The 22,575-nt window shown below is 61.6% G+C and carries 23 protein-coding genes; 2 read left to right on the forward strand and 21 right to left on the reverse strand.

Translation table 11 applies throughout. The features are described from left to right. Nucleotides 1-116: 116 nt before the first annotated feature. Together U5A56_RS25400 and U5A56_RS25405 are read right to left on the reverse strand one after the other, a co-directional pair. Nucleotides 117-1,001 (reverse strand): alpha/beta fold hydrolase, encoded by an 885-nt coding sequence (locus U5A56_RS25400; protein WP_321925147.1) that lies wholly within the window; start codon nucleotides 999-1,001, stop codon nucleotides 117-119. 83 nt (nucleotides 1,002-1,084) lie between these two features. Continuing rightward, entirely contained in the window at nucleotides 1,085-1,858 is a 774-nt protein-coding gene (locus U5A56_RS25405) for an SDR family oxidoreductase (RefSeq protein WP_321811829.1), read from the reverse strand. Between the two features lie 305 nt (nucleotides 1,859-2,163). Between U5A56_RS25405 and U5A56_RS25410 the strand changes: the two genes are divergently transcribed. Beyond that, the gene (locus tag U5A56_RS25410; protein WP_321811828.1) at nucleotides 2,164-2,325 is read left to right on the forward strand and encodes a hypothetical protein; all 162 of its coding nucleotides are present in this window, start codon (nucleotides 2,164-2,166) and stop codon (nucleotides 2,323-2,325) included. A gap of 45 nt (nucleotides 2,326-2,370) precedes the next feature. On the opposite strand, the gene U5A56_RS25415 is transcribed toward U5A56_RS25410, so the two are convergent. The 19 genes from U5A56_RS25415 to U5A56_RS25505 all read right to left on the reverse strand — a co-directional run bounded on the left by U5A56_RS25415 (nucleotide 2,371) and on the right by U5A56_RS25505 (nucleotide 21,130). Beyond that, entirely contained in the window at nucleotides 2,371-3,075 is a 705-nt protein-coding gene (locus tag U5A56_RS25415) for a response regulator transcription factor (RefSeq protein WP_321811827.1), read from the reverse strand. A 265-nt stretch (nucleotides 3,076-3,340) separates the two neighbouring features. Then, nucleotides 3,341-4,273 (reverse strand): LysR family transcriptional regulator, encoded by a 933-nt coding sequence (locus U5A56_RS25420; protein ID WP_321925149.1) that lies wholly within the window; start codon nucleotides 4,271-4,273, stop codon nucleotides 3,341-3,343. 589 nt (nucleotides 4,274-4,862) lie between these two features. Beyond that, complete coding sequence (locus U5A56_RS25425) at nucleotides 4,863-6,035, reverse strand: Gfo/Idh/MocA family oxidoreductase (protein WP_321925151.1); 1,173 nt, start codon at nucleotides 6,033-6,035, stop codon at nucleotides 4,863-4,865. Further along, entirely contained in the window at nucleotides 5,956-6,921 is a 966-nt protein-coding gene (locus tag U5A56_RS25430) for a Gfo/Idh/MocA family oxidoreductase (protein ID WP_321925153.1), read from the reverse strand. Before U5A56_RS25430 ends, U5A56_RS25425 begins: the two co-directional genes overlap by 80 nt. Nucleotides 6,922-6,981: 60 nt before the next feature. After that, nucleotides 6,982-7,974 carry an inositol 2-dehydrogenase gene (gene iolG, locus U5A56_RS25435; protein WP_321925155.1) on the reverse strand — a complete coding sequence of 331 codons (993 nt, stop codon included), beginning with the start codon at nucleotides 7,972-7,974 and terminating at the stop codon, nucleotides 6,982-6,984. Nucleotides 7,975-8,023: 49 nt separating this feature from the next. Next, nucleotides 8,024-9,004, reverse strand: coding sequence for a Gfo/Idh/MocA family oxidoreductase (locus tag U5A56_RS25440; RefSeq protein ID WP_321925156.1), 981 nt, complete (start codon nucleotides 9,002-9,004; stop codon nucleotides 8,024-8,026). A 215-nt stretch (nucleotides 9,005-9,219) separates the two neighbouring features. Beyond that, nucleotides 9,220-10,386 (reverse strand): Gfo/Idh/MocA family oxidoreductase, encoded by a 1,167-nt coding sequence (locus tag U5A56_RS25445; RefSeq protein WP_321925158.1) that lies wholly within the window; start codon nucleotides 10,384-10,386, stop codon nucleotides 9,220-9,222. A 165-nt stretch (nucleotides 10,387-10,551) separates the two neighbouring features. Next, nucleotides 10,552-12,264, reverse strand: coding sequence for an acetyl/propionyl/methylcrotonyl-CoA carboxylase subunit alpha (locus tag U5A56_RS25450; protein WP_321925160.1), 1,713 nt, complete (start codon nucleotides 12,262-12,264; stop codon nucleotides 10,552-10,554). Further along, entirely contained in the window at nucleotides 12,261-13,859 is a 1,599-nt protein-coding gene (locus tag U5A56_RS25455; protein WP_321925162.1) for an urea amidolyase family protein, read from the reverse strand. Before U5A56_RS25455 ends, U5A56_RS25450 begins: the two co-directional genes overlap by 4 nt. Further along, nucleotides 13,852-14,637: a 5-oxoprolinase subunit PxpA gene (locus tag U5A56_RS25460; protein WP_321925164.1), complete on the reverse strand. Its 786-nt coding sequence runs from the start codon at nucleotides 14,635-14,637 to the stop codon at nucleotides 13,852-13,854. The genes U5A56_RS25455 and U5A56_RS25460 overlap by 8 nt, the downstream gene beginning before the upstream one ends. A gap of 65 nt (nucleotides 14,638-14,702) precedes the next feature. After that, on the reverse strand, nucleotides 14,703-14,999 hold the full coding sequence (locus U5A56_RS25465; protein WP_321925166.1) for a putative quinol monooxygenase: 297 nt from the start codon (nucleotides 14,997-14,999) through the stop codon (nucleotides 14,703-14,705). 54 nt (nucleotides 15,000-15,053) lie between these two features. Beyond that, nucleotides 15,054-15,503: an OsmC family protein gene (locus tag U5A56_RS25470; protein WP_321925168.1), complete on the reverse strand. Its 450-nt coding sequence runs from the start codon at nucleotides 15,501-15,503 to the stop codon at nucleotides 15,054-15,056. A gap of 73 nt (nucleotides 15,504-15,576) precedes the next feature. Next, entirely contained in the window at nucleotides 15,577-15,894 is a 318-nt protein-coding gene (locus tag U5A56_RS25475; protein WP_321925170.1) for a hypothetical protein, read from the reverse strand. Between the two features lie 16 nt (nucleotides 15,895-15,910). Next, nucleotides 15,911-16,705 (reverse strand): putative hydro-lyase, encoded by a 795-nt coding sequence (locus U5A56_RS25480; protein ID WP_321925172.1) that lies wholly within the window; start codon nucleotides 16,703-16,705, stop codon nucleotides 15,911-15,913. Nucleotides 16,706-16,730: 25 nt separating this feature from the next. Further along, the gene (locus tag U5A56_RS25485; protein ID WP_321925174.1) at nucleotides 16,731-17,144 is read right to left on the reverse strand and encodes a GlcG/HbpS family heme-binding protein; all 414 of its coding nucleotides are present in this window, start codon (nucleotides 17,142-17,144) and stop codon (nucleotides 16,731-16,733) included. A gap of 27 nt (nucleotides 17,145-17,171) precedes the next feature. Then, nucleotides 17,172-17,927, reverse strand: a complete 756-nt coding sequence (locus U5A56_RS25490; protein WP_321925176.1) for an SDR family NAD(P)-dependent oxidoreductase — start codon at nucleotides 17,925-17,927, stop codon at nucleotides 17,172-17,174. 77 nt (nucleotides 17,928-18,004) lie between these two features. Next, a complete protein-coding gene (locus U5A56_RS25495) occupies nucleotides 18,005-19,126 on the reverse strand; it encodes an acetoin dehydrogenase dihydrolipoyllysine-residue acetyltransferase subunit (RefSeq protein WP_321925178.1) in 1,122 nt (373 codons plus the stop codon). Between the two features lie 6 nt (nucleotides 19,127-19,132). Then, nucleotides 19,133-20,140, reverse strand: coding sequence for an alpha-ketoacid dehydrogenase subunit beta (locus U5A56_RS25500; RefSeq protein ID WP_321925179.1), 1,008 nt, complete (start codon nucleotides 20,138-20,140; stop codon nucleotides 19,133-19,135). Nucleotides 20,141-20,152: 12 nt separating this feature from the next. Then, the gene (locus tag U5A56_RS25505) at nucleotides 20,153-21,130 is read right to left on the reverse strand and encodes a thiamine pyrophosphate-dependent dehydrogenase E1 component subunit alpha (RefSeq protein WP_321925181.1); all 978 of its coding nucleotides are present in this window, start codon (nucleotides 21,128-21,130) and stop codon (nucleotides 20,153-20,155) included. 547 nt (nucleotides 21,131-21,677) lie between these two features. Here U5A56_RS25505 and U5A56_RS25510 point away from each other — a divergent pair. Next, the gene (locus tag U5A56_RS25510) at nucleotides 21,678-22,571 is read left to right on the forward strand and encodes a LysR family transcriptional regulator (protein WP_321811808.1); all 894 of its coding nucleotides are present in this window, start codon (nucleotides 21,678-21,680) and stop codon (nucleotides 22,569-22,571) included. The last annotated feature ends 4 nt before the right edge of the window (nucleotides 22,572-22,575 follow it).

The following is a 22,575-nucleotide window of genomic DNA, read 5'->3' on the forward strand; positions in this document are numbered from 1 at the left end:
GCACTGACTTCGATCGGCAGCATGCGGCGCGAACCCCGTACCCGTTCGAACCGGGTGACGGATATCTTCAGACGCCGGCAAGGTCGTCAAAACCGGCGCCCGCTTATCCGCTCCTACTAGCCGAAGAAACTCTCGAGTTCCTTTGCAAGCGCCTCGGGCGCCTCCTCCGGGATGTAGTGCCCGGAAGCGACCATCGTTCCGCGTACGTCCGCAGCGACCTGCTGCAGTTGCGGGACCAGATCGGGCATTGATCCCTGATCGGCACGCACGGCGAGAACCGGCATCGTGAGCTTACCCTTCACGCTCAATTCGCGATTCTGGTCGGCAGACACTGAGATAGCACGGTAGTAAGCGAGACCGCCTTTCAGGCCATTCGTCAGAAAGACGCGGTGGTATTCCTCGAAGTCCGCTTGGGAAAACACCTGCGGATTTGCCGCCTTCCTTTGCAAATACCACTCGAGGTAGATGTGCTCGCGTCCGGCAAGAAGTGCCTCCGGAAGATCGGGGATGTTGTGGAATGCGACATGCCACGTCCGCCACGCAACGTCGGAAGCCCACGGCAGCGTATCCGGAAGACTGATGCCCGGAATACCCGTGTCGAGAATCGCGAGGCCGGTGACCTTGTTGCCGTTCATCGCTGCATAGGGATAGCCGACCCATCCGCCGATATCGTGCACGACCAGTGCATGGCGATCGACACCGAGCTTTTCAACCAAGCCACGAAGAAGCCTGGCCGCCTTGACCGTATCAAGCGTACCCGCGGGACGATCCGAGTCACCTTGCCCGGGAAGATCCGGAGCAATAACACGGTACCGATGCCCAAGCAGAGGCAAAACCTTGCGCCACGCATACCAGCTTTGGGGGAAACCGCAAATCAGAACCAGCACGTCGCCGTCCGGCTTGCCTCCGCTCACATAATGCATCCGCACGCCATCAACCGTTTGAAAGCCTCGCTCGAAGCCTTCAATGCCGGTTTCCGGCCATTCACGATTCGAAAACATTCACAAGCTCCTATTGTTCCACCGAGATGTGCAGGCGCGGACGCAGGTGCCTGCACCGCGCACGCGTGTAGCCAAACGCACGCTCAGAACGGATCCCGTGCAGCTGCAAGCCAGCCCCCATCCATTACGTACTCGCTGCCGTGCACGAAGTCGGCATCGTCGCCACCCAGATACGCGGCGAGCTTGGCAATTTCTTCCGGCTGGCACCACCGGCGCGCCGGAAATTTCTGAAGCGCCGCCTCCATATCGGGCGAATTCGCCGTCGTATGTTCCGACATCGCCAGCGGAGTCGCGGTCGCGCCCGGGCAAATCGTATTGACGCGGATACCGCGCGCGCCGTATTCGAAGGTGAGTTGTCGAGTCAAACCAATCACGCCATGCTTGGATGCCGTGTAGGCAGTCCCGCCGCCTGCAGCGCTGAAGCCCGAGGTGGACGATGTGTTCACGATCACCCCTTTGCCTTGCTTCAGCATCTGCGGAATGACCGCTCGGGCCATCAGGAACGGTCCCGTGAGGTTAACTGCGATGACGCGATCCCACTCTTCGATGCTCACCTCGTGAGCCGTCGCGTGTCCATCCAGAATGCCGGCGTTGTTGCACAGAAGATCGATGTGCCCCCAGCGCTCGATCACCGCATTGACAGCGGTCTCGACGCTACGCGGATCGCTGACGTCTACTTGATGTGCGTACGCCATCGACGGATTCGCCAACGCTTCAACGGTGGCAACGGCGCCCTTGAGATTGATATCGAGTGCGGCTACGTTCGCCCCTCTCGAGACGAACTCGCGAACCATTGCCCGCCCCATGCCAGAGCCGGCACCGGTTACGACAACCACACGCCCGGAATAATCATTCACTGAAACGTCTCCTTGACTTCACTTTGACCAGCACGTGCGCTGCTCATTGAGCCGGCGAATCGTGCGCTTTGCGTTTCCAGGATTCGTGTCGTTGCATCGTCTTGCGCCAATTAGACGAGGTCCAATTGTGATTCTCGATGTATGCAGATCACGAATTTCTATCAACTCGGCAAGCCAGAGCGGACGCGGTGTCCGCAATCAATCGTCGCTCGGCAAGCATCCATCACTCACCGTAATTTAATTCGTTATGCGAATTTATATTCGAACATCGATCGTACCGTGCGCAACGTGCACCGTCTTCAAGGTTGAAGATTCTGGTCGATGAAGTGAACGGTCAGTCCACGCAACAGGCGATGGCCAATGCGAGCGTTCCGACCTCTCGGATGATGTCCGCCGGCCTTGAAACCATTGTATGTATGGCCAAGACGCCGTTCGTCCATCCAAAGGATGAGAAAAATTTCCATTGACGCAGCCGGCGGCGAATATGAACGCACCGCCCCGGTGCGCTCAGGCTACTTCGTTGTTGGAGTGCCCAAGTCCGCGGAGAACGCCGCAAGCTGCGTACGGCTCTCGATTCCCAGCTTGCCCAAGATGCGAATGACATGCGACTTGACGGTGGCAAGCTCGATGCCCAGCGTCTCCGCGATGTCCTTGTTTGAAAGGCCTGCGGTCATGAGGGACGCAACGACAAGTTCCCGTTCCGTCAGGAAATACTCGTTTCGCAGCACATGGTCGGCCTGGACCTTCTTGACGGAGGCAAGCATCGAGAAGCTGTGCTGCATGTAGTCGTACATCTGTCCGAAGGGTTCCGGGGTCGAGAACGGGCTGTCGCCCTGCTTCTTGATGACGGAGAGACACGCCAATGGTGTATCCCCTGCCCAGAACAGGAACCCGACTTCGTCCACGAGACCATACTTTCTCTGGTAATCCGACCAGCTAGAGTGCTGGTCGTCGCGCTTTGCACCTTTGAGGGTCACGACGGTCGCACGCTGTTTGATCAGACGATAGACGTTCAGCGGATCGGCTGAGGCGAATACCGTGTAATAGTCCTTGATGGTTTCTTCCGGCCATCCCATCTGGGTGTGCGGCAATAGCTGGTCGTGCGAATCGAGCCATGTAAACACGGCTGCTGAACAATTGAGCATCGACCGTGCGAAGTTAACGGTTTGAAGGGCGAACTCCTGGGATTCCCTGAATTTGCTGACTTCGACTAACATCGCCAATTCTCTTTGCCGGAAGGGATGAGTACGCACACCAATCGCGCGAAATCCGCGGCCTGACGAGTACTCAGCACCAAGCGGGCGGCCGCACAAGCGTGAAGCATGAAATTCGCACCAGACTAACATCTGATACCTAATGTGACAGCCTACCGCAACATGCCGCCGGTTCATACTAGGGGAAGTCATATACAGGCCGGCGACCATATCCGGGGAAGCCAACCGGAACACGCCACTGCCCGAACGACCGTAAGCGGGATGACCGTCATGCAGGCCGGATCAGGGTTGCCGGCCTTCCGCTGCAGTATGCGGCGCATACGTCCTTAGCTGCGTCGGCTGCCGCGACGACGGCCGGGGACGCATTCACCGACATGCACAACGACACGTCGATCGACGGTGGCTGCGGTTCCAGCGCGAGCTCGGCGAAGCGTCCGTTCTCCAGTTCGTCACGCACGAAAAGATGCGGGACTGCCCCGACACCATATCCATCACGCACCAATTGCACGATCGCGGCGACAGAAGAGGCACAGGTTATGCGTATCGCGTCGTCCGGGATGCCGGCACGACTCGCGAGTGTTCGGACGATGCGTTCCACCGCCAGGTGCGACGTCGTGCCTCTTCCGAAAGTAAGTATCGGCCGCGCCAAGGCAAGGCGAATCGGGTCCACGTCCGAGTCGGAAAGCAGTTCCCGGCTGACAATCCATCGAACTGGATAGCTTGCAATCCGGCTCGACGTGATCTTGTTGCTATCGACGATCTCTGCGCACGCGACCATGTCGAGTTCTCCGTGCAGGATTTTCTTGTTCAATGCCGGACTCGAATCGACGGTCAGCTCGATCACCAGCCCAGGTAGACGCTCCCTCAACTGCGTCACATACAGGGAGAGCCAGCTATGGACGATCGTGTCGACGACACCGAAACGTATGGGCCCGCGCAACGCGAGTTCGAGGCCGGCTGCCTGCTTGAGCGCACGGGTCGCGTCCACCACGTTCCTCGCCAGCGCCAACAAGCTCTGCCCCGATAGGGTGAGACGAAAATCCGCCGCCGTCCGATCGACGAGCTCGGTCCTCAATTCGTCCTCGAGCGCCTTAATGCGTGTCGATATCGTCGCCGGCGAAGTATGAAGAAGACGCGCCGTAGCCCGGAAGCTGCCTTGGTGCGCGAGTGTTACGAACGTATCCAGAAAGCGCGTATTCATTACCCTACCCTGAAGGAAGCTGGTATTCGTTCCGACATCCGGCACGGCACACTTTCCGGCGCGCGTCTGCCTGCACGAGTCGACACGGTGACGACAGCGCAGCTGCGTCGAACACTCAGACGTTCCTCACTGCCTGTCAGGAAAATGTTGACAGACGTGAGCGGAATTTCTTGTTAGCGCAAGATCATTTCCGATCCTATTATTCATTCGCATTCCTTCTTTTATGATTTAGAACGCGGAAGCCACTCTGGCAACCGTGAATCACGAAACAACGGATCTATCTGGACCCACCCCATGACGTCACGGAAAGTTCTCGGCACCGCCCTTCACAACGCCGGCACGGCAACCCGGACGAGCCATCGAAAGGCACCTGTCACCGACCCGCGAAATACCTCCCCGTACATGGCCCTTCTGCGTGAACCCATGTCTTCCATCGCGGCGAACGTCCCCGATCGACCTGATCTCCGGTCGGTATCGATCCTCGGGTACAATTGAATCGCGTGCTACGCGTCGCGATCCGCGGCAGGAATGTGAGGCTCGCCGGGCGAGCCTCGGCCAGCGCGTCCCGCGGGTTCTCGTGACATGCTGCCTACAGCAGCAGGCGCTTTTCCGTTCTCGGCACGGCGCGCACATCGTCCAGCGTCAGGTTCCGTCGGCTGAACCGCGTCGGTTCGACGGATACCACCGTTCCCGTGCGCGCGGACGCCTCGATCGCCAACAAGGTCTTCAGATCAGCCAGTCCCTCCTCGACACTCGCGGCAGGTTTGGTGCCTCTCTGTATGCATTCGGAGAATCGCTGGATCATCCCACCGAAGTGGTCGCAGTGCCGGAAATGCATCGTCTCTGAAGCGTCCTTCGTGTTCAGTACCATCCGCGTCGGCGTCTCGAACCTGAAACCAGGCTCCATGGTCAGGTCCCCTTCGGTTCCCAGCACCCTGTACATATCGACCGACGCCGTGCCAAAACTGCAATAGAATTGTGCGATTCGATCCCGGGGGAAGCGCAGGGTAACCGCAATAGCGTCGTCGATGTCTGAAAAGCGGGGATCCCCAGAGCGGCGCGTCGTGATCGCCAACGCATCCACGGGTTCATCGGAAAAGATATGCCGCGCCGCGTTCACGCAGTAAATCCCGATGTCTTGAAGCGGGCCACCCCAATTCTTGCTGTCCAGCCGGTGATTGCCCGTCGCAGACTGAAACCCGAACACCCCGCTGAAGTACTTCGGATCGCCAATGCGGCCTTCCCGGATCGCTTCCAGCGCCGCGATCGTCCCAGCCTCATGATGCAACCGGTAACAGGTGCTCAACAAAACGCCAGCCTGGGTCGCGGCCGCAATCATCGCCTCGGCATCCGCGACGCTGGTCGCCATCGGCTTCTCGACCAATACATGCTTGCCGGCCCGCGCAGCTCGAATCGCATAGTCGGCGTGGAGCGGGTTGGGCACCGCGATATAGACGGCGTCGACGACGTCGCTGTTCAGCAGCCGCTCGTAGTCGTCGTACCCGACGATCGTGTCGACCCCATGGAATCGCGCGAGCTTGAGCGCGCCGTCAGGATTTCCGGAGACCAACGCACCGATCGTCGAATTTCCGGTCTGCGCAACGGCCGGCATGAACGCCTCTTGCGATATCCACCCTGCGCCTACAACAGCGTATCTGATCATGTTTGCCCCTCTGCGTGGCTCAGGAACCGTAAGCGACCGATACGACGCGCCGCTCGCGCAGCGACCGACGCGCCGCATCCAGCACGACGGCCGCGTCATGGGCGTCGTCGAGCGTCGACAACGGCGTCGTGCCTTTCGCGACGCATTCGTTCACGAAAAAGCTTTCGACCTGCAGAAAACTGTCCCAGTAAGTTGCGTCATCCCAGAACGGAAGTCTCGCGTCGCCGAACTTCGTGACATCCCACGGGATCACGCCGCTTCCGTCGGAGCCGATGATCTTGAAATAGACGGACCAGGGATCGCGACTGCGATCGTCGGCTGAAAAGCTTCCCCATAGATTCGCGATCGTTCCGTCCGGATACTCCGCGGTGATCATCAGTTGATCGTCGGCATCAGGATCGTCGAAGTGCACATTGGAGCCGGTCGCGAAGACCGACGACGGACGGCCGACGAAGTACAGCATGCAGTACGCGTGATGCACCATCAGCTCGCGCATCGTCAGATCCGGCGCGCCGATCGCCGCGTCATGCCGCTTGTTGTAAATCGCCCAGAAATTGACGATCCTGCCCAGCTTCCCGGAAGCGATATGCGCATGCAGTCGGCGCATGCTCTCCGCATAAACGTAATTGTGGGAAGGCATGCAGATTCTCGATTGCGACCGGGCAATCTCCGCAAGTTCGCGAATCTGCGTCGCCTGCTCGCACAATGGCTTCTCGAGTAGCACGTGTTTGCCCGCCAGCAACGCACGCCGGGCCATGTCGAAGTGCGACCCGGTATTCGTGCACACGACAACCGCGTCGACCGTCTTGTCGTCCAGCAGCTCGTCGACGGTTTCGTATGCGCGTCCGCCGAACCTGTCGACGAACGCTAGCGCCTTCCTGTAAGTCCGGCTCCAGCCGCCGCAAAACAACTGCGGATCCATTTCGGCGAGAGCCGCCACGTGCAGCTCTGCGACGTTGCCGAGGCCAACGATTCCGATCTTCATGGGAGCATCCGATTTGTGTGAAATGACGACCGGCCGTCTTCTCCCTGCCGGCCGCTTCGATCAACCGGCGATTTCCAGCGGCTGCCCGCGCTGCCACGAAAGCGTGGCCGCGTCGGCGATCAGCTGGGCCTTCAGGCCGTCGCCGGCATCCGGTCTCGGCAGTTTTCCCGCCGACACGGTGTCGACGAAGTAGCGCATTTCGGCGAGATAGGCGGCGCCGAAGCGCTCGAGAAAAAACGGTTGTGCGACCGGCATCGCGAACCCGGATTCCGTGGCTCGCTCCACCAATGACTCGTGCACGTTCTTGACGCGCAGCATGCCGCGCGATCCATGAACCTCGATTCGCTGGTCATAGCCGTAGGTCGAGCGGCGCGAATTCGAGATCTGGCAGATCCGCCCCGACTTCGTCGTCAGGATCACCGCCGCCGTATCCACGTCGTCGACCTCGGCAATGGACGGCTCGACCAGCACCGATCCGGTGGCGAACACACGCACCGGATCTTCGCCCAACAGGAATCGCGCGAGGTCGAAATCGTGAATCATCATGTCGCGAAAGAGGCCGCCAGACGTCTTCAGATACGACAACGGCGGCGGCGCCGGATCGCGAGACGTGATCGCGACGGTCTCGACGTCGCCGATTTCACCGTCGTGTACGCGGCGCGCCAACTCACCGAAGTGCGGATCGAACCGCTGGTTGAACGCCGTCATGAAGGGCACGCCCACGTTCTCAACGGCTTCCATGCATGCTCTTACCCGTGCCGACGACAGGTCTACGGGCTTCTCGCAAAAGATGGCCTTTCGGGTAGCCACCGCTGCGTGCACGAGATCGAAATGCGTCGATGACGGGGTTGCGATCACGACCGCATCGATGTCCCTCCCGTCGAGAATTTCCACTGCAGCGCGTGCCTCAACTCCGAACCGGTCGGCGCAGACGTGCGCGGCACGCTCGTCGACGTCGGCGACCGCGACCAGCGTCGCCGATGGAATCTGCCTGATACCTAGCGCATGAACCTGACCAATGCGCCCACATCCGAGAATGCCGATTCTGATCATTTTTCCTCCCGAGTCGCGCCAACTTTTCCATTGCCGTGCATCGACACGGCTACGCGTACATCGCCGGACGGTAGCGCTCGGCCGCGAACGTCACTGACGTCCCACGGCTCATCGCCGCGACGATCTGCTCCGCGACGGACGTCGTCACATAGCCGTCCCACGCATTGGCACCGCCGCTCGCGGTACCGGTGCCGATCGATCGGACCCACTCGTTGAGTTGCTTCACATAGGCCGACCGGAACCGGTCGATCCAGTTTCCTGCATAGGCCGTCATGCCGTAGCCGCCGGCGTTCCTGCCGACGCATCCCGGCGGAGCGGTCTCGATCGTTCCGGTTCGCCCGACAACCTGCACGTGTACGTGATAGCCATACTGGCAATTCATGAACACCTCCGACGACACGATCACGTCGCCGGCCATTTCCATCACGACGACCAGCGGATCACCGCTGTCAGCACTGTAGACACGTGCGGCAACAGGCTCGGAATCGAGCAACCAGCGGCTTGCATCGATTTCGTGAACGAATGCATTGGTGATCGACATCGGGCCGTTGAACCAATCCGGCGCGACGGGATTGCGGTGGACGTTGTGCACGACAACCGGTGCACCGATCTCGCGGTCTCCGATCGCACGCTTCATTTCGATGTACGGCTGGTCGAATCGACGCATGTAACCGACCTGGACCAGCTTCTGGCCTTTCGCGATTTCCGCATCGACGACCTTGAGCGCCTCGACTGCCGTACCGGCCAGCGGCTTCTCGCACAGGACCGGCTTGTCGGCCTCGATGCACTGCAGTACGAGGTCGCCGTGCAACGGGTCCGGCGCTGCAACGAGAACCGCGTCAACATGTTCGGAGAGAATCAGTGCTCGCGGGTCCGTATAGACTCGCGCGCCGCACGCCACGGTGCGTGCACGTCCTTCGTCCGCATCGCAGACTGCGACCAGCTCCGCGCCCGACGTCTCTTCGCGCAAGATGCGCGCGTGCTCCGATCCCATTACGCCGACACCGATCACCCCAATTGCCAGGGACATCTCCTGCCTCCGATCTATTGATACGCTATCGTTCGAATGCTGTCGACCTGGTGGCCGCATCCCGATCCATCGCATCGCGCCCCGAACGGTGATGCTTCGACGTGGGTAGCAGATGAGGACGCGCTCGTCGGATCGGTTGCCGACGAGCCGCCTTACAGATTTGCCGCCCACTTAGGAAGATCACCATCGCCGCACGACTTCACGCGGCAGCCGTGTTATCCGCGCGTGGGCTGCTGGATGTGTTCCCACACACCGCTTTGACCCGACACGAGGATCGCGTCTGCAATGCGCTCGATTTGGACTCCGTCCTCGAAGTTCGGTGCGGCGGGCTGGTTCCCGGCGATTGCCTGCAGGAAGTTGTACCACTCGATCGACTTGATATCGATGTAGCCCTGGCCCATCCCGGCAACCGGCCACAGCTTGTCGCCGAAAGGTTGATGCGGGCCCGAGTAGATCGTGCGGAAGCCGAACGCGTCCGAAGGATCGTCTGCGAATGCCACACGCAATTCGTTCAGGCGCTGATAATCGAACGCGATCGAACCACGCGTGCCGTGGATTTCGAAGCCGAGCTGGTTGTGATGGCCCCACGCGTTGCGCGTCACTTCGATCGTCCCGCACACGCCGTTGGCGAACTTGATCATCGTCATGGCCATGTCGTCGACGTCGACCTTGCCCTTCTCGGACGACGCCTGGCCTGCCGGGCCGAAGAAGCGGCCGGCCGGCAGCGGCCGCTCGGCGATGAAGGTCTTGACGATCGAGTTCACCGATTCGAACTCGCCGACGAGCAGCCGCGCTGCGTCGATGACGTGCGTGCCGATATCGCCGAGCGTGCCCGAGCCCGCCTTTTCCTTGTTGAAGCGCCACGACAGCGGCGTGCTCGGATCAGCGCCCCAGTCCTGCAGGTAGTAGCCACGGAACGTCAGGATCTCGCCGATACGCCCTTCGTCGATCAGGCGCTTGGCCATCTGCAATGCCGGCGTGTGGCGATAGTTGTACGAGATCATCGTGACCACGCCGGTTTCCTTCGCGGCTGCATGCATGGCCTCCGCGTCGGCCACCGTCATGGCCATCGGCTTCTCGCACATCACGTGCTTGCCCGCCTTCGCGGCCGCGATCGCGATCGCCGCGTGCGTGTCGTTCGGCGTGCAGATGTCGACGATGTCGATATCCGGGCGCGACACGATTTCACGCCAGTCCGTCGCATGCTCTGCGAACCCGTATTGCGCAGCCGCATTGCGTGCGAGCTCGTCGTCGATGTCGACCACGACCTTGCGCTCGATTTCCACCGGCGAGCCGAACAGGATCGGCACCACGGCAGTAGCGATGGAGTGGGCTTTGCCCATGAAGCCAGTGCCCACCAGAGCGACATTCAATTTTTTCACGGTTTTCCTCCATTAAGGCTGTCGTACTCGTGACGCACTCAGCCGATTGCTTGACTCATTCGACAAAAACTTGATCTTTCGTCTGTCATTCAGTATTCCGAATTACATGACTTACATTCATTACATCTCGATTGCTCAATTCAGATTCAATGTCTCGTTCGCTCCTTACTCGATAACCGCGATCTTCTCGCCCGCGGCGACCGCACGTCCCGATTCCGTCTGGATCCTGATCCGACCACCTTTCGGCGCAATGACACGCATCTCCATCTTCATCGCCTCCATGATGGCGACGCCATCTCCTTCGGACACCGTCGCTCCCTCTTTCACCAGCCACTTCTGCAACGTTCCAGGCACCGGTGCCGTCACGATGTCTGTACCCGCGTCTGCCTTCACCTCATCGTCGAAAGCGCGCGGGGCGCCGACGTTTGCAAACAGCGACGCGGGCAGGCCGATCGTGTGACGCTTTCCATCGATCTCGATAAAGCTCTTCAACAAGCCTCCCTCCGCCGGTGCGACGCGTGCCGAAGGCTCAATCCCGCGGAACTCCGTTTCGATCCAGTTGGTATGAACCTTGAAACCGTCTTCGCCGGTGAAGCTCCTTTCCTCGAGCACCGCCCGATGGAAAGGCAACACCGAAGCCACGCCCTCGATACTGAATTCGGCGAGCGCGCGACGCGCACGGGCCAACGCTTGGTGCCGCGTCTCGCCCGTGATGATCAGCTTGGCCATGAGAGAGTCGTACAGCCCCGGAATCTGCGAACCGGATTCGACACCGGAGTCGAGCCGCATACCGGGACCTGCCGGCGGACGAAAGCGCGTGATCGCGCCCGGTGTCGGCAAGAAACCGCGGCCCGGATCCTCCGCGTTGATACGGAACTCGATCGCGTGACCGCGCGGCTCCGGCGTCGCCGTGATCGAGACGGGAAGGCCGTCGGCGATGCGCAGTTGCTCGATCACGATATCGACGCCGGTGGTTTCCTCCGTCACCGGATGCTCGACCTGCAATCGCGTATTCACCTCGAGAAACGAGATGACGCCATCTTGCGAGAGCAGGAACTCCACCGTGCCGGCCCCCGTATATCCGGCCTCGGCACATATCCGCCGCGCCGCGTCGTGAATCCGCGCGCGCTGCTCGTCGGTGATGAAAGGCGCGGGCGCCTCCTCCACGAGCTTCTGGTTTCGGCGTTGAAGCGAGCAGTCGCGCGTACCGAGCACGACCGTGTTGCCGTGATGGTCGGCGACGATCTGCGCCTCGATATGGCGCGGACGATCGAGAAATTGTTCTGCGTAGCAGTCGCCCCGGCCGAACGCTTCCGTCGCCTCCCGAACCGCCGAATCGAACATTTCCGCGACATCTTCGATGCGCCGGACGATCTTCATGCCGCGGCCGCCGCCGCCGAACGCGGCCTTGATCGCCAACGGCAGGCCGACTTCCCGCGCGAACGCTACCGCATCCGACGCACTGCTCAACGGCCCGTCGGAACCCCTGACCAGCGGCGCGCCGACCTTCGACGCGATACGTCGCGCCTGCACTTTGTCGCCGAGCGCGGTGATCACCTCCGGCGACGGGCCGACCCAGATCAGGCCGGCATCAATGACCGCCCGGGCAAATTCCGCGCGCTCGGACAGGAAGCCGTAGCCGGGATGAACCGCATCGGCGCCGGCGCGACGTGCAATCGCCAGAATCTTCGTGATGTCGAGATAGGTGTCCGCCGGGCGCCCGGCGCCCAATCCGTACGCCTCGTCGGCCAGTTCGGCATGCAGCGAACCGGCGTCCGCGTCCGAGTAGATGGCGACCGACGCCACGTTGTAGTCGCGCGCGGCGCGAATGACGCGAATGGCGATTTCGCCACGATTTGCGATGAGCAGCTTCTTCATCGAACTAGTTCCTTCACTTGCGGATCGAATGCGGATATCGGGTTGAAGCGAATGCGGGCGCCGATCGGAATCTGCCCGAGCATGCCGAGATGATGTGCCGCGACCACGGCAATGACCGGATATCCGCCGGTGACCGGGTGATCGGTCAGAAACAACACCGGTTGCCCGCTGTGCGGCACCTGAATCGATCCGAACAGCGTGCCTTCCGACGGCAGCTCCGCGTCGTCGCGCCGCTGCAGCGGAAACTCACCCGACAGCCGCATGCCGACGCGGCTCGACTCGGACGTGACATGCCATTCCAGCGACAGAAACCGGACGACGCTTTCATCGGTAAACCAGTCGGTGCGCGGACCCGGGACGACATCGACCTCGATGACGTCGCCGGCGCGCGGAAGCGGCCGCGCGGCCGGCGGCTCGGGCTCGACGAACGTAACCGCTTCGTCGGCCGGAACGAGCACATCGCCACGGGCGATCGGCGCCGAGCCGATCCTCGAAAGCGTGTCGGTCGACGCGGACCCCAACGTGCGCTCGACGACGAACCCGCCGCGCAGTGCCACGTAGCTCCGCATGCCGCGGTCGGGAATGTCGAGCGTGACTTCCTCGCCCGCGTCGACGGCAAAAGGATGCGAGTGAGGGACAACCGTCACACGGCCATTCGCGTCTCGAATCGACACCGGGCAGGGCGCCCCTGTCACGGCCAGCGTCACCGCGCGATCGGGCACCAACGAAAGACCGCCGAACGTCACCTCGAGCGCAGCGCTACTGTCGGGATTGCCGACACAGGCGTTCGCGGTCCGTAGCGCGGCGCTGTCGACGGCACCGCACATGGAGACACCCTGGTCAGCCTGTCGAGACCGACCGAGGTCTTGGTACAGCACCGGGCGATCCGCACGCGTGACCATGATGCCGCGGCCTGAAACGTGGCGCACCGGCGTCGGTCGCAGTCGCTTCGATACCGGCACGGTGGTGCCTTTCCTCGCATCGCGGAATCGAACCCGATCGCCGGGTGCGAGCAATGCGGCTCGCGGACGCGTCACGTCCCACATGGGCACCTGTGTCGTGCCGAGAAGCTGCCATCCTCCAGGGCTGTCCGACGGATAGATCCCGCTGAATGTGCCCGCGATCGCGACCGAGCCTGCCGGGATACGCACGCGAGGTGTTTTGCGTCGCGGCACATCGAATCCCGGATCGTCGGTGGTCATATAGGCAAATCCCGGTGCGAATCCGGTAAACGCGACCGAGTGGACCGCATCCAGATGCCGTTGGACGAGTTCCGCCACGGACCATCCCAGCAGCTCGGCGACCTCGCCGAGATCTTCCCCGTCGTAGGAAACCGGAATATCGAACGTATTCCCGCTACGCTCCCGGCGAGCAGACACGTCCAGCTGCCCGAGCCGCTCGATCAATGCCGCACGATCGATGACAACCGGGTCGAAGCGAACCAACACGGTACGCGCGCCCGGAATGACCTCGTCGACGCCGTCCACTTCGCTCGCGAGCAGGCGGTCGAGAAGCGCCAGCGTCGTGTCGAGACTCCCGAGCTCGACCAGAACGCCGGCGGACCCGGCCGAAAGGATGCGCATCTGCTCAGGCACGGTTCGCCCCCCTGCACGCACCGGCAAACGGCCGAAGCGTAACGCCGCGCGCCGTGAGCCGCGTTTGCAGCACGCGAGCGGTCTCGACGGCCGACGGGTTGTCTCCATGGATGCAGATCGACTGCGCTTCGATCATGATGTCCGTACCGTCGATTGCCGTCATGACACCCTCTTGCACGAACCGCAACATGCGATGCGCAACGACGTTAGGATCATGAATGACAGCCCCTTCTATGCGGCGATTCACGAGGCTTCCATCCACGTTGTACGCCCGGTCGGCAAATGCCTCGCTGACGACGGCAAGGCCGGCTTCGCGCGCCTGATCCGCGACAGGTGCACCGGCCAGCGTCATAAGCACGAGCGTCGGATCGATCGCCAGAATCGCGTCGATGACGGCCGCCGCCTGGTAGGTATCGTGCGCAATCGTGTTGTACAGCGCGCCATGAGGCTTCACGTAGCGAATCGACGTGCCCGCTGCTTTTGCAAGCCCCTGCAGTGCACCGATCTGGTAGATCACGTCGCCCGTCAGTTCTGCACGGGATGGCTGCATGTTGCGACGCCCGAAACCCACCAGGTCGCGATAACCGACGTGAGCGCCGACGGAGACACCGCGCCGTGCCGCTTCACGCAGCACGGTATAGATCCCGGCCGGATCGCCGGCATGAAAACCGCAGGCAACATTTGCGCTAGTCACGATGTCGAGCATCGACGCATCATCGCCCATCCGCCATGCGCCGAAGCTCTCACCGAGATCGCAGTTCAAGTCAATGCTTACCATGACGCCGCCTACAGGATTCCTTTAATGCACGAACACACGATGCTGCTCGAGCGTTCGCGCGAGGTTCACGCGATTTTCCGGAACTTGCTAAGCGAGACGGACTCGATCCATTGCCCCGCCCGTGCGCCGAACGCCTTCGCAAACTCGGTATTCGAATGCGTTTCAAGGGCCGCTTCGTCCTCCCAGATTTCGTAGAAGACGAACTGTCCCGGCGTCTCGGTCGATTCGTGAAGATCGTATTGAATGAACCCTGGCTCCGTCTTTGCATACGGCACCAGCTCTTTCAACGCTTCGCGCAGAACGTCTTCGCTACCCGAGCGAGCAACGACCGTTGCGACCACGACCAGACCTTCCTTCTTCATCTCACTCTCCTCATTACGGTTGTTGATCGATGCGCAGCCGACCCCGATCTGGGCTCAGCCGAGATCGATTTCCACTTTCGACTTGATCGAATTGGCGATGAAGCACCCTTTGTGCGCACGGTGATGCAGTCGTTCGAGCTGCGCATGGTTCGGCTGCTTGTCGGACGCGAACGTCACACGCGGCCTGAGCACGATCTCCGATACCCAGTGAAACCCCTCTGCGCTTTTCTCGACTTTCCCGACTGCATTGTCGGAATACGACTCGACCGCATAGCCACTGCCTTCGCAGAGCGCGAGGAAGTACAGCATGTGGCAACTTGCGAGCGCATTGACGAGCAACTGCTCCGGGTCGGCCAAGTTTTCGTTCCCGAGATAATCGGGAGCCGCGGATACAGGAATCGTCACCGTCGGGCTGATGATTGCCCGGTGGTCCCGGCAATAGGTTCCTTCTCGCTCGTGGTGCTTCTCGACGTTCCATTCCAATCGGACGCCATGCTCGGACATCGGTGTCTCCCGGCGAGCTTCCTCGCCAATCAGTCAATTGCCCTTGCGAACAGATCGAGACGGCTTCGCCGCTTCATTCAGCCGCAAGGTATTTGCTCGTACTCTCTATCGATTTGCCGACACCGGATCTCACGATCGAAACCCATTCGCTCCAGCACGTCTGCGCGTCATCGGTACGAATGCGCAACGCGCGGGAGCCGTCGCCAAACGTCAGCCACTCGATTTCGCGAGGCCCCCCGTATCCGGCGTCCGCTACGACCAGACTCTCGATCCTGTGACAAAAATCGAGCAGCCCCTCGCGCAACACGTCAAGGTATTGGCCGTCACAGTCGTCCGACGCCGGCGATGTTCCGCGATTGAGCAGCTTCGCAGCGATTTCTGCATCGAACATTGCAACGACTCCTTGCTCACACGACCGCCGTGTTCGCCGGCAAATCGGTGACGAGCATGTACCCCGGTTCGTGCGTGATCGCAAAGTCCGGCTTCGCGGCCTGAAGGGCCATTTGAGGCGTTACGCCGCACGCCCAGAAACCAAGGATGTCACCGGCCTCAATCACCGGCGGATCGCCGAACTCGGGCCGGGCGACGTCGCGAATCCCGATTGCCGCCGGGTCGCCGATATGAACCGGCGCGCCGTGCGCAAGCGGAAACCGCTCCGAAAGCACGATCGCCTGGATCGCGTCGGCAGGCCTGAACGCGCGCATCGACACGACCATCGGGCCATGAAACGGTCCCGAAGCCGCGGTCTGGATGTTCGTCACGTACATCGGCACGTTCCGGTTCGCACTGATGTGGCGGATATCGATCCCGGCCTGCAGAATCGCGCTCTCGAACGAAAATGAGCAACCGAGCGCGAACGTCACGAGATCGTCGCGCCACAGATCAATCAGATCGTCGACCGTATCGGTGTGAACCCCGTTCCGATACACACGGTAACGGGGCACATCGGTACGGATATCGATTGCGCCGAGTCCGGCCAGTCCCGGATCGCCGGGCTCCCCGACACCAACCAGCGGGCAGCTCTTGGGGTTGATCCGGCAAAACTCACGAAAATCATCTGCGTACCGCTTCGGCAGAATCGCAAGATTTGCCTGCATGAAGCCATCGGCATATCCCGTTGTCGGCGCACGCAGCTTGCCGTTGCGAATCAGCTGCCGGACCTGGTCGGCCGACATCGTCCGCGTACCTGCAGTCGATTCCATTGAAAGCACCCTTGCGCGAAGTTGTTCAGTTCTCGCCGAGCGCAGCGACCATCGCACGCGCAATCGCGACGTCCGCTTCCTCCGGTCCGCCCGACACGCCGACACCACCGATGACCTCGTCGCCGCGCTTCACCGGCAGGCCCCCGCCGAACACGACCAACGGACGGGACGCTGCGCGCTCGAGCCCGTACAGCTCGCCGCCCGGCTGAACCAGTTTCATCCAGTAATCGGTAGGGAACCGCAGTGCGGCCGCGGTATATGCCTTGTTGTGCGCAATTTCGATCGTGCCGAATGCGGCGTCGTTCACACGCGTGAACGCAATCAGATGGCCGCCCGCATCCACGATCGACAGCGAGGAACGCTGCGCCAGTTCGTTCGCCTTGGCGACGCCCGCCTCGATCGCCAGCCGCGCGGCTTCATATGTGATCTGCTTGCTCATTGATCTCTTCCTGGCCCTGTCGGGCAGTCAGTTGTACACGCCGCCGTCGACATTGATCGCTTGCGCGGTAACGTAGGACGACTCATCCGATGCGAGGTAGACGAACAGCGGCGCGACCTCGTCCGGCGTCGCCTGTCGGCCGAGGGGGATCGCCGTCCGGACGACCGACTCCTGCTTGTCGCGTCCGCCCATGAAGTCGATCACCGGTTGATTGAACGGCGTATCGATCCAGCCGGGGCACACGGCATTGACACGCACGCCATCCGGTGCGAATTCGATTGCCAGCGTGGTCGTGAGACCGATGATGGCCGCCTTGGACGCCGAATAGCATGCAAGGCCAGTACCACCGCGCTTGCCCGCGAGAGACGACATCATCACGATCGACGACTTCTTCGCGGCTCGCAGGTAGCGAAGCGACTCGCGCGCGAAAATGAAGTTGGCCCGCACGTTGATTCTGAACACCTTGTCCCAGTTCTCGGTGCTGAATTCCTCGACGCGCCCGGACAGCTGGACGCCGGCATTCAGACACAACGTGTCGATGCCGTGCATCCATTCGGACGACTTCCCGATGACGGTCTTGATCTCTTCTTCACTCGAAATGTCCGCCCGGAAAAAGCGCACCTTGCCGCCGAACCGGGATTCGAGCGCACGACCCTTGACTTCGTCGATATCGACGACCGACACGGTCGCGCCTTCGGCAACGAACGACTCCAGAATGGCGAGACCGATATTGGCAACGCCGCCGGTCAGAAGTACTCGCTTGCCTGTCAAACGTCCTGACATCACAGTCTCCTTAAGATCACTGCGCGGATAACCGCACCACGCCGCCGAATTGGCATCCCGCCGCTCGGCAGGCGCGGTTATCGGGCGCGATTGATGTTGTCCAGCACCGCATCGTTCACGACCGACGCCGCCTCCATTTGCGGCATGTGGCCGACGCCCGGAATCACGCGCAGCTGCACCGTGGACGGCAAGCTGTCGGCCTGCGGAACCGGAATGATCCCGTCACGCTCGCCCCAGAGCAGCATCACGGGACAGGCAAGTCCCGCCAGCGTCGCGCCGATCGCCTGAACCTGTCCGTTCTCATCGGCGATGGTGTCGGCGATGGCCGACAGAGCCTCCTGGACACCTTCCAGACGCTTGAACTGGAGCGTGCCCTCGACCATTTCGCTCGTGATCTTCGACGGATCGGCAAACAGCTTTTCTAGTGCAACCTGAAGCGGACGACGGCGCTCTGCAGCAACGAATTCAGTCACGAACGACCGGTTGATTTCCTTGCCGAGGCCGATCGGCGCGATGAGCGTCACCGACGCGACACGCGCCGGTTTGCTGGCCGCGAACGCGGCGGCGATCGCACCACCGAACGAGTGACCGACCAGGTGGAGTTTCCCGGACGTCACGGCGTCCGCGGCGTCCTCGACAGCTTCGGTGATCTTTCTGATCACGTCGCCGCCGGTAATCGGCGTCGATGCGCCGTGCCCGGGAAGATCGACCGCAATCGTCCGGAACTGCTCGGCGAGCGTGCCCTGGTTGAACAGCCAGGTCGACAGATCGCCGCCGAAGCCGTGAATGAGCAGCACAGCCTCATTGCTTTCGGGGCCGAGCTCCAGCACGTTCACGCTGCCCCCGGAGACGGCAATCGCCTTCGGTGCGACGACACCGCCCGCCTCACCGTCGCCCGCATTCAAACGATGCGCGTAGCTTGCGACGAGCGCGTCGATTTCCTCCTCGGTCGCGGCCTCGTCGGCGATGACGCCGATCAGCGCACCGACCGGCGCGATTTCACCTTCGTTGATCACGATGCGCCGCAGGATCCCGGACACAGTCGCTTCCACAGCGTTGTTGACCTTCGTGGATTCGACCTCGAGGAGTTCCTGGCCGCGCTCGACCTTGTCCCCCTCCTTCGCGTGCCATTCGAGCACGGTGCCTTCGGTCATCGTCATCCCCCACTTGGGGATGGTGACGGCTTCAATGAACGACATGATTGATTACCCCTTCAGAATCGACTTGACGGCATTCACGACCGCTTCCGGCGACGGCACGTACGCGTCTTCCAGGTTCGGTGCATACGGCACCGGCGTGTGCGGCGCCGTCACGAGCCGGATCGGCCCCTTCAGCGAGTCGAAGCACTTGTCGGCCAGCAGCGCGGAGATATCCGTCGCCACGCTGCAGCGCGGATTCGCCTCGTCGACGATCACGACCCGTCCGATGTCCTCCGTGTATTCGAGCAGCGTGTCCTCGTCGAGCGGCGATGTCGTGCGCGGATCGATGATGCATGCCGACACCCCGTCTGCCGCGAGAAGGCGAGCAGCCGTCTCGGCCACGCCGACCATGCGGCCGAGCGCAACGATCAGCACGTCTTTCCCGTCCCGCACCACGCGTGCTTCGCCGAATGGAATCGTGTAGGCCCCGTCGGGTACTTCGCCCCTCGTGTCGTACAGCATCTTGTTTTCGAGGAAGATCACCGGGTCGTCGTCTCGGATCGCCTGGAGCAGCAGGCCTTTCGCGTCGTACGGATTCGACGGGATCACGACCTTGAGACCGGGAATGTGCGTGAAGATCGGATAGAACGCCTGCGTGTGCTGCGCGGCAGAGCGTGTGCCTGCCCCGTACGTCGCGCGGATCACGAGCGGCGTCTTGGCGCGGCCGCCGAACATGTACCGAAACTTCGCGATCTGATTCATGATCTGGTCGAGACATACGCCCGCGAAGTCGACGAACATCAGCTCGGCGATCGGGCGCAAACCCGTGAGGGCCGCGCCGGCAGCTGCGCCAACGAATGCGGCCTCGCTGATCGGCGTATCGCGAATGCGCTCGGGGCCGTATGCCTCGAGCAGCCCGCGCGTCACACCGAATGCACCGCCCCACGCATCCTTGACACCGTTGGCGCCGGCGCCGCCAGTCAAATCTTCACCCATCATGATCACGCGCGGATCGCGCGCCATCTCCGAGTGCAGCGCGTCATTCAGCGCTTGACGGAACGATTTCTTAGCCATTGCAGTGGGTCCTTACAGATACTTCACGTAAACGTCGGCGGTCAGTGCCGAAAGCGGCGGGAACGGTGCGGCTCGCGCAGCACTCACGGCGGCGTCGATTTCGACCTCGATCTGCCCGTCGATCGCGTCCAACTCACCACTGGCTACTTGCGACCCTTCCTGCACTTGCCGGCGGAAGTTGGCCAGGCAATCGCGCTCCTGGCGCATGGCCTTCTTTTCTTCGGGGGTGCGGTAGTTGTCGGGGTCGCCGCTGTAGTGACCGTAGTAGCGCGGTACGTGGATTTGAAGAAGGCTTGGGCCACCGCCATTGCGTGCACGATCGATCGCCTCGCCTGCGGCCTGGTAGACCGCAAAAAGGTCGGTACCGTCCACTTCGGCGGCCGGAATGTCGTAGCTCTGCGCGCGCCGCGTGAAGCTGCCAGCCGAGACGAACGAATTCGCCGTTGCCTCGCCGAAGCCGTTATCCTCGATCACGAAGACGATCGGAAGCATCCAGATCTTCGCGAGATTGAAGCTCTCCGACATCACTCCTTCGTTCATCGCACCGTCACCCGCGAACGCGACGGCCACGCCACCGGTACCGAGCAACTTTGCCGTGAGCGCGGCGCCGCACGTGATCGGTGCACCGCCGGCCACGATGCCGTTCGCGCCCAGCATCCCCTTGCGCAGGTCCGCGATGTGCTGCGAGCCACCTTTGCCGCCGCACGTTCCAGTCGCGCGACCGAACAGCTCGGCCATCATTGCGCCGATATCGCACCCCTTGGCGATGCTGTGACCGTGCCCACGGTGCGTCGACGAAATGTAGTCCTTATCCGTGAGATGCAGACACACGCCGACGGCGCTGGCCTCCTGCCCCGCGCAAAGATGGGTATTGCCCGGAATGTCGCCGGTCGACATCTCGTCCATCACCCGCTCCTCGAAGCGGCGAATCGTTCGCATGGCGCGATAAGCGTCCACGAGCCGCTCACTGGGAAACTTCAAGGCGGACATTCCAATCTCCTTTATTCAAATGGTGTGCGTGGCAGCGCGCTTCGACGCGGCACCCTCAGCTTTCTTGCCAATTCCGATCGCCCGACGAATATCGTGACAGCAGTGCCGACATGCCATTTCAATCGTCACCGGACAATTTCGCCCGGTCCAATCGTGATTGGCGATATCGCGCGATCAACGATGCTTATCAGTGCGTGAGCACGGGTCGGAATCTCGATCCTCGATGCACGTTGACGCGCAAACCACGCACTCGCAATCAATCATCGACCGCTCGCTTCAACCTTCACGAACGCACCGTTCGTTCAGCGTTGTTGAAATTCTAGTTAGACGCCTAATGAGGTTCGTCCACCTAAAGGTGGAGAAAGAATGTGCCGCGGGCGCGCTAGCGCCGGTTTCACGCGTTCGGTGTTGAGTGCTCAAACCTTCGTCGTTATGATCGATCGGACCTTCCCCGCAATGGGGAAATGCGTCGCTTTATCTGACCGGCAATCGAGCGCCGGGCAACTGCGATCGAATCGCTTTTCCCCACGCGGGTGGAGTTCGTCACATGATCGATCTTCGAAATCTGGAGACCTTTTACGCCGTCGCCCAGCTGGGAGGATTTCACCGTGCCGCGGAAAGGTTGCACACGACACAGCCGGCTGTATCCGCGCGCATCGCGCAACTCGAACAGCAGCTGAAGGGGCGCCTGTTCGAGCGAGACAAACGGGGTTGCTTCCTGACCATCAAGGGCAGGCAGTTGCTCGTCTACGCCGAACAAATGATCTCGCTGAGCGCGGAGATGGTGGAGGCTGTCGCAGGCCGCACGGCCCTGAGCGGGACGGTCCAGCTCGGCGCGTCGGACACGATCGTGCATACATGGTTGTCCGCGCTGCTCAAGCGACTCAGCGTCGAGTACCCGGAGATCACCCTCGAGGTCAATGTCGACGCCACGCCGAACCTCACCGCGGGCCTCTCCGACGGCACGATCGACGTCGCGCTGCTGATGGGCCCCGTCAACGCGAGCAACGCAGAAAATCTGCCGTTGTGCAGCTATCCGATCAGCTGGATAGTCTCGTCGGATTTCGAATGCGACGCGGGGAACCTCACGCTGAACGATCTCGCGCGGCATCCGGTCATCACGTTTTCCCGATCGACGCGTCCGTATATGCAGCTGAAGGAGATGTTCGATCGGTCACATCTGCATCACGTGAGGATCTTCGGCAACTCGTCGCTGTCGTCGATCGTCCGGATGACGCTCGACGGCATTGGCATCGCGGCGATCCCGCATCACGTCGTCGCGGAGCATCTTGCGACCGGCCGGCTACGCCGCATCGATACCGGCCACGAGATGCCGGTGATGCCGTTCACCGCCAGTTTCGTTCGCCGCGTCGACATGCCGCTGAGTTCGATCGTGGCCACGCTCGCCCAAAACGTCGCCGCTCGTTACGAAGGGCGGTAGGCAA

The sequence above is a fragment of the Burkholderia sp. BCC1998 genome (assembly GCF_905339875.1).
Classification (GTDB): domain Bacteria; phylum Pseudomonadota; class Gammaproteobacteria; order Burkholderiales; family Burkholderiaceae; genus Burkholderia.

Excerpts from the sequence above, each read along its gene's own strand:
- U5A56_RS25400 (WP_321925147.1), bottom strand. The coding sequence starts at position 1,001 with ATGTTTTCGAATCGTGAATGGCCGGAAACCGGCATTGAAGGCTTCGAG.
- U5A56_RS25415 (WP_321811827.1), bottom strand. The coding sequence starts at position 3,075 with ATGTTAGTCGAAGTCAGCAAATTCAGGGAATCCCAGGAGTTCGCCCTT.
- U5A56_RS25420 (WP_321925149.1), bottom strand. The coding sequence starts at position 4,273 with ATGAATACGCGCTTTCTGGATACGTTCGTAACACTCGCGCACCAAGGC.
- U5A56_RS25425 (WP_321925151.1), bottom strand. The coding sequence starts at position 6,035 with ATGACGCGGCCGTCGTGCTGGATGCGGCGCGTCGGTCGCTGCGCGAGC.
- U5A56_RS25430 (WP_321925153.1), bottom strand. The coding sequence starts at position 6,921 with ATGAAGATCGGAATCGTTGGCCTCGGCAACGTCGCAGAGCTGCACGTG.
- iolG (WP_321925155.1), bottom strand. The coding sequence starts at position 7,974 with ATGATCAGAATCGGCATTCTCGGATGTGGGCGCATTGGTCAGGTTCAT.
- U5A56_RS25440 (WP_321925156.1), bottom strand. The coding sequence starts at position 9,004 with ATGTCCCTGGCAATTGGGGTGATCGGTGTCGGCGTAATGGGATCGGAG.
- U5A56_RS25450 (WP_321925160.1), bottom strand. The coding sequence starts at position 12,264 with ATGAAGAAGCTGCTCATCGCAAATCGTGGCGAAATCGCCATTCGCGTC.
- U5A56_RS25460 (WP_321925164.1), bottom strand. The coding sequence starts at position 14,637 with ATGGTAAGCATTGACTTGAACTGCGATCTCGGTGAGAGCTTCGGCGCA.
- U5A56_RS25465 (WP_321925166.1), bottom strand. The coding sequence starts at position 14,999 with ATGAAGAAGGAAGGTCTGGTCGTGGTCGCAACGGTCGTTGCTCGCTCG.
- U5A56_RS25470 (WP_321925168.1), bottom strand. The coding sequence starts at position 15,503 with ATGTCCGAGCATGGCGTCCGATTGGAATGGAACGTCGAGAAGCACCAC.
- U5A56_RS25475 (WP_321925170.1), bottom strand. The coding sequence starts at position 15,894 with ATGTTCGATGCAGAAATCGCTGCGAAGCTGCTCAATCGCGGAACATCG.
- U5A56_RS25480 (WP_321925172.1), bottom strand. The coding sequence starts at position 16,705 with ATGGAATCGACTGCAGGTACGCGGACGATGTCGGCCGACCAGGTCCGG.
- U5A56_RS25485 (WP_321925174.1), bottom strand. The coding sequence starts at position 17,144 with ATGAGCAAGCAGATCACATATGAAGCCGCGCGGCTGGCGATCGAGGCG.
- U5A56_RS25490 (WP_321925176.1), bottom strand. The coding sequence starts at position 17,927 with ATGTCAGGACGTTTGACAGGCAAGCGAGTACTTCTGACCGGCGGCGTT.
- U5A56_RS25495 (WP_321925178.1), bottom strand. The coding sequence starts at position 19,126 with ATGTCGTTCATTGAAGCCGTCACCATCCCCAAGTGGGGGATGACGATG.
- U5A56_RS25500 (WP_321925179.1), bottom strand. The coding sequence starts at position 20,140 with ATGGCTAAGAAATCGTTCCGTCAAGCGCTGAATGACGCGCTGCACTCG.
- U5A56_RS25505 (WP_321925181.1), bottom strand. The coding sequence starts at position 21,130 with ATGTCCGCCTTGAAGTTTCCCAGTGAGCGGCTCGTGGACGCTTATCGC.
- U5A56_RS25510 (WP_321811808.1), top strand. The coding sequence starts at position 21,678 with ATGATCGATCTTCGAAATCTGGAGACCTTTTACGCCGTCGCCCAGCTG.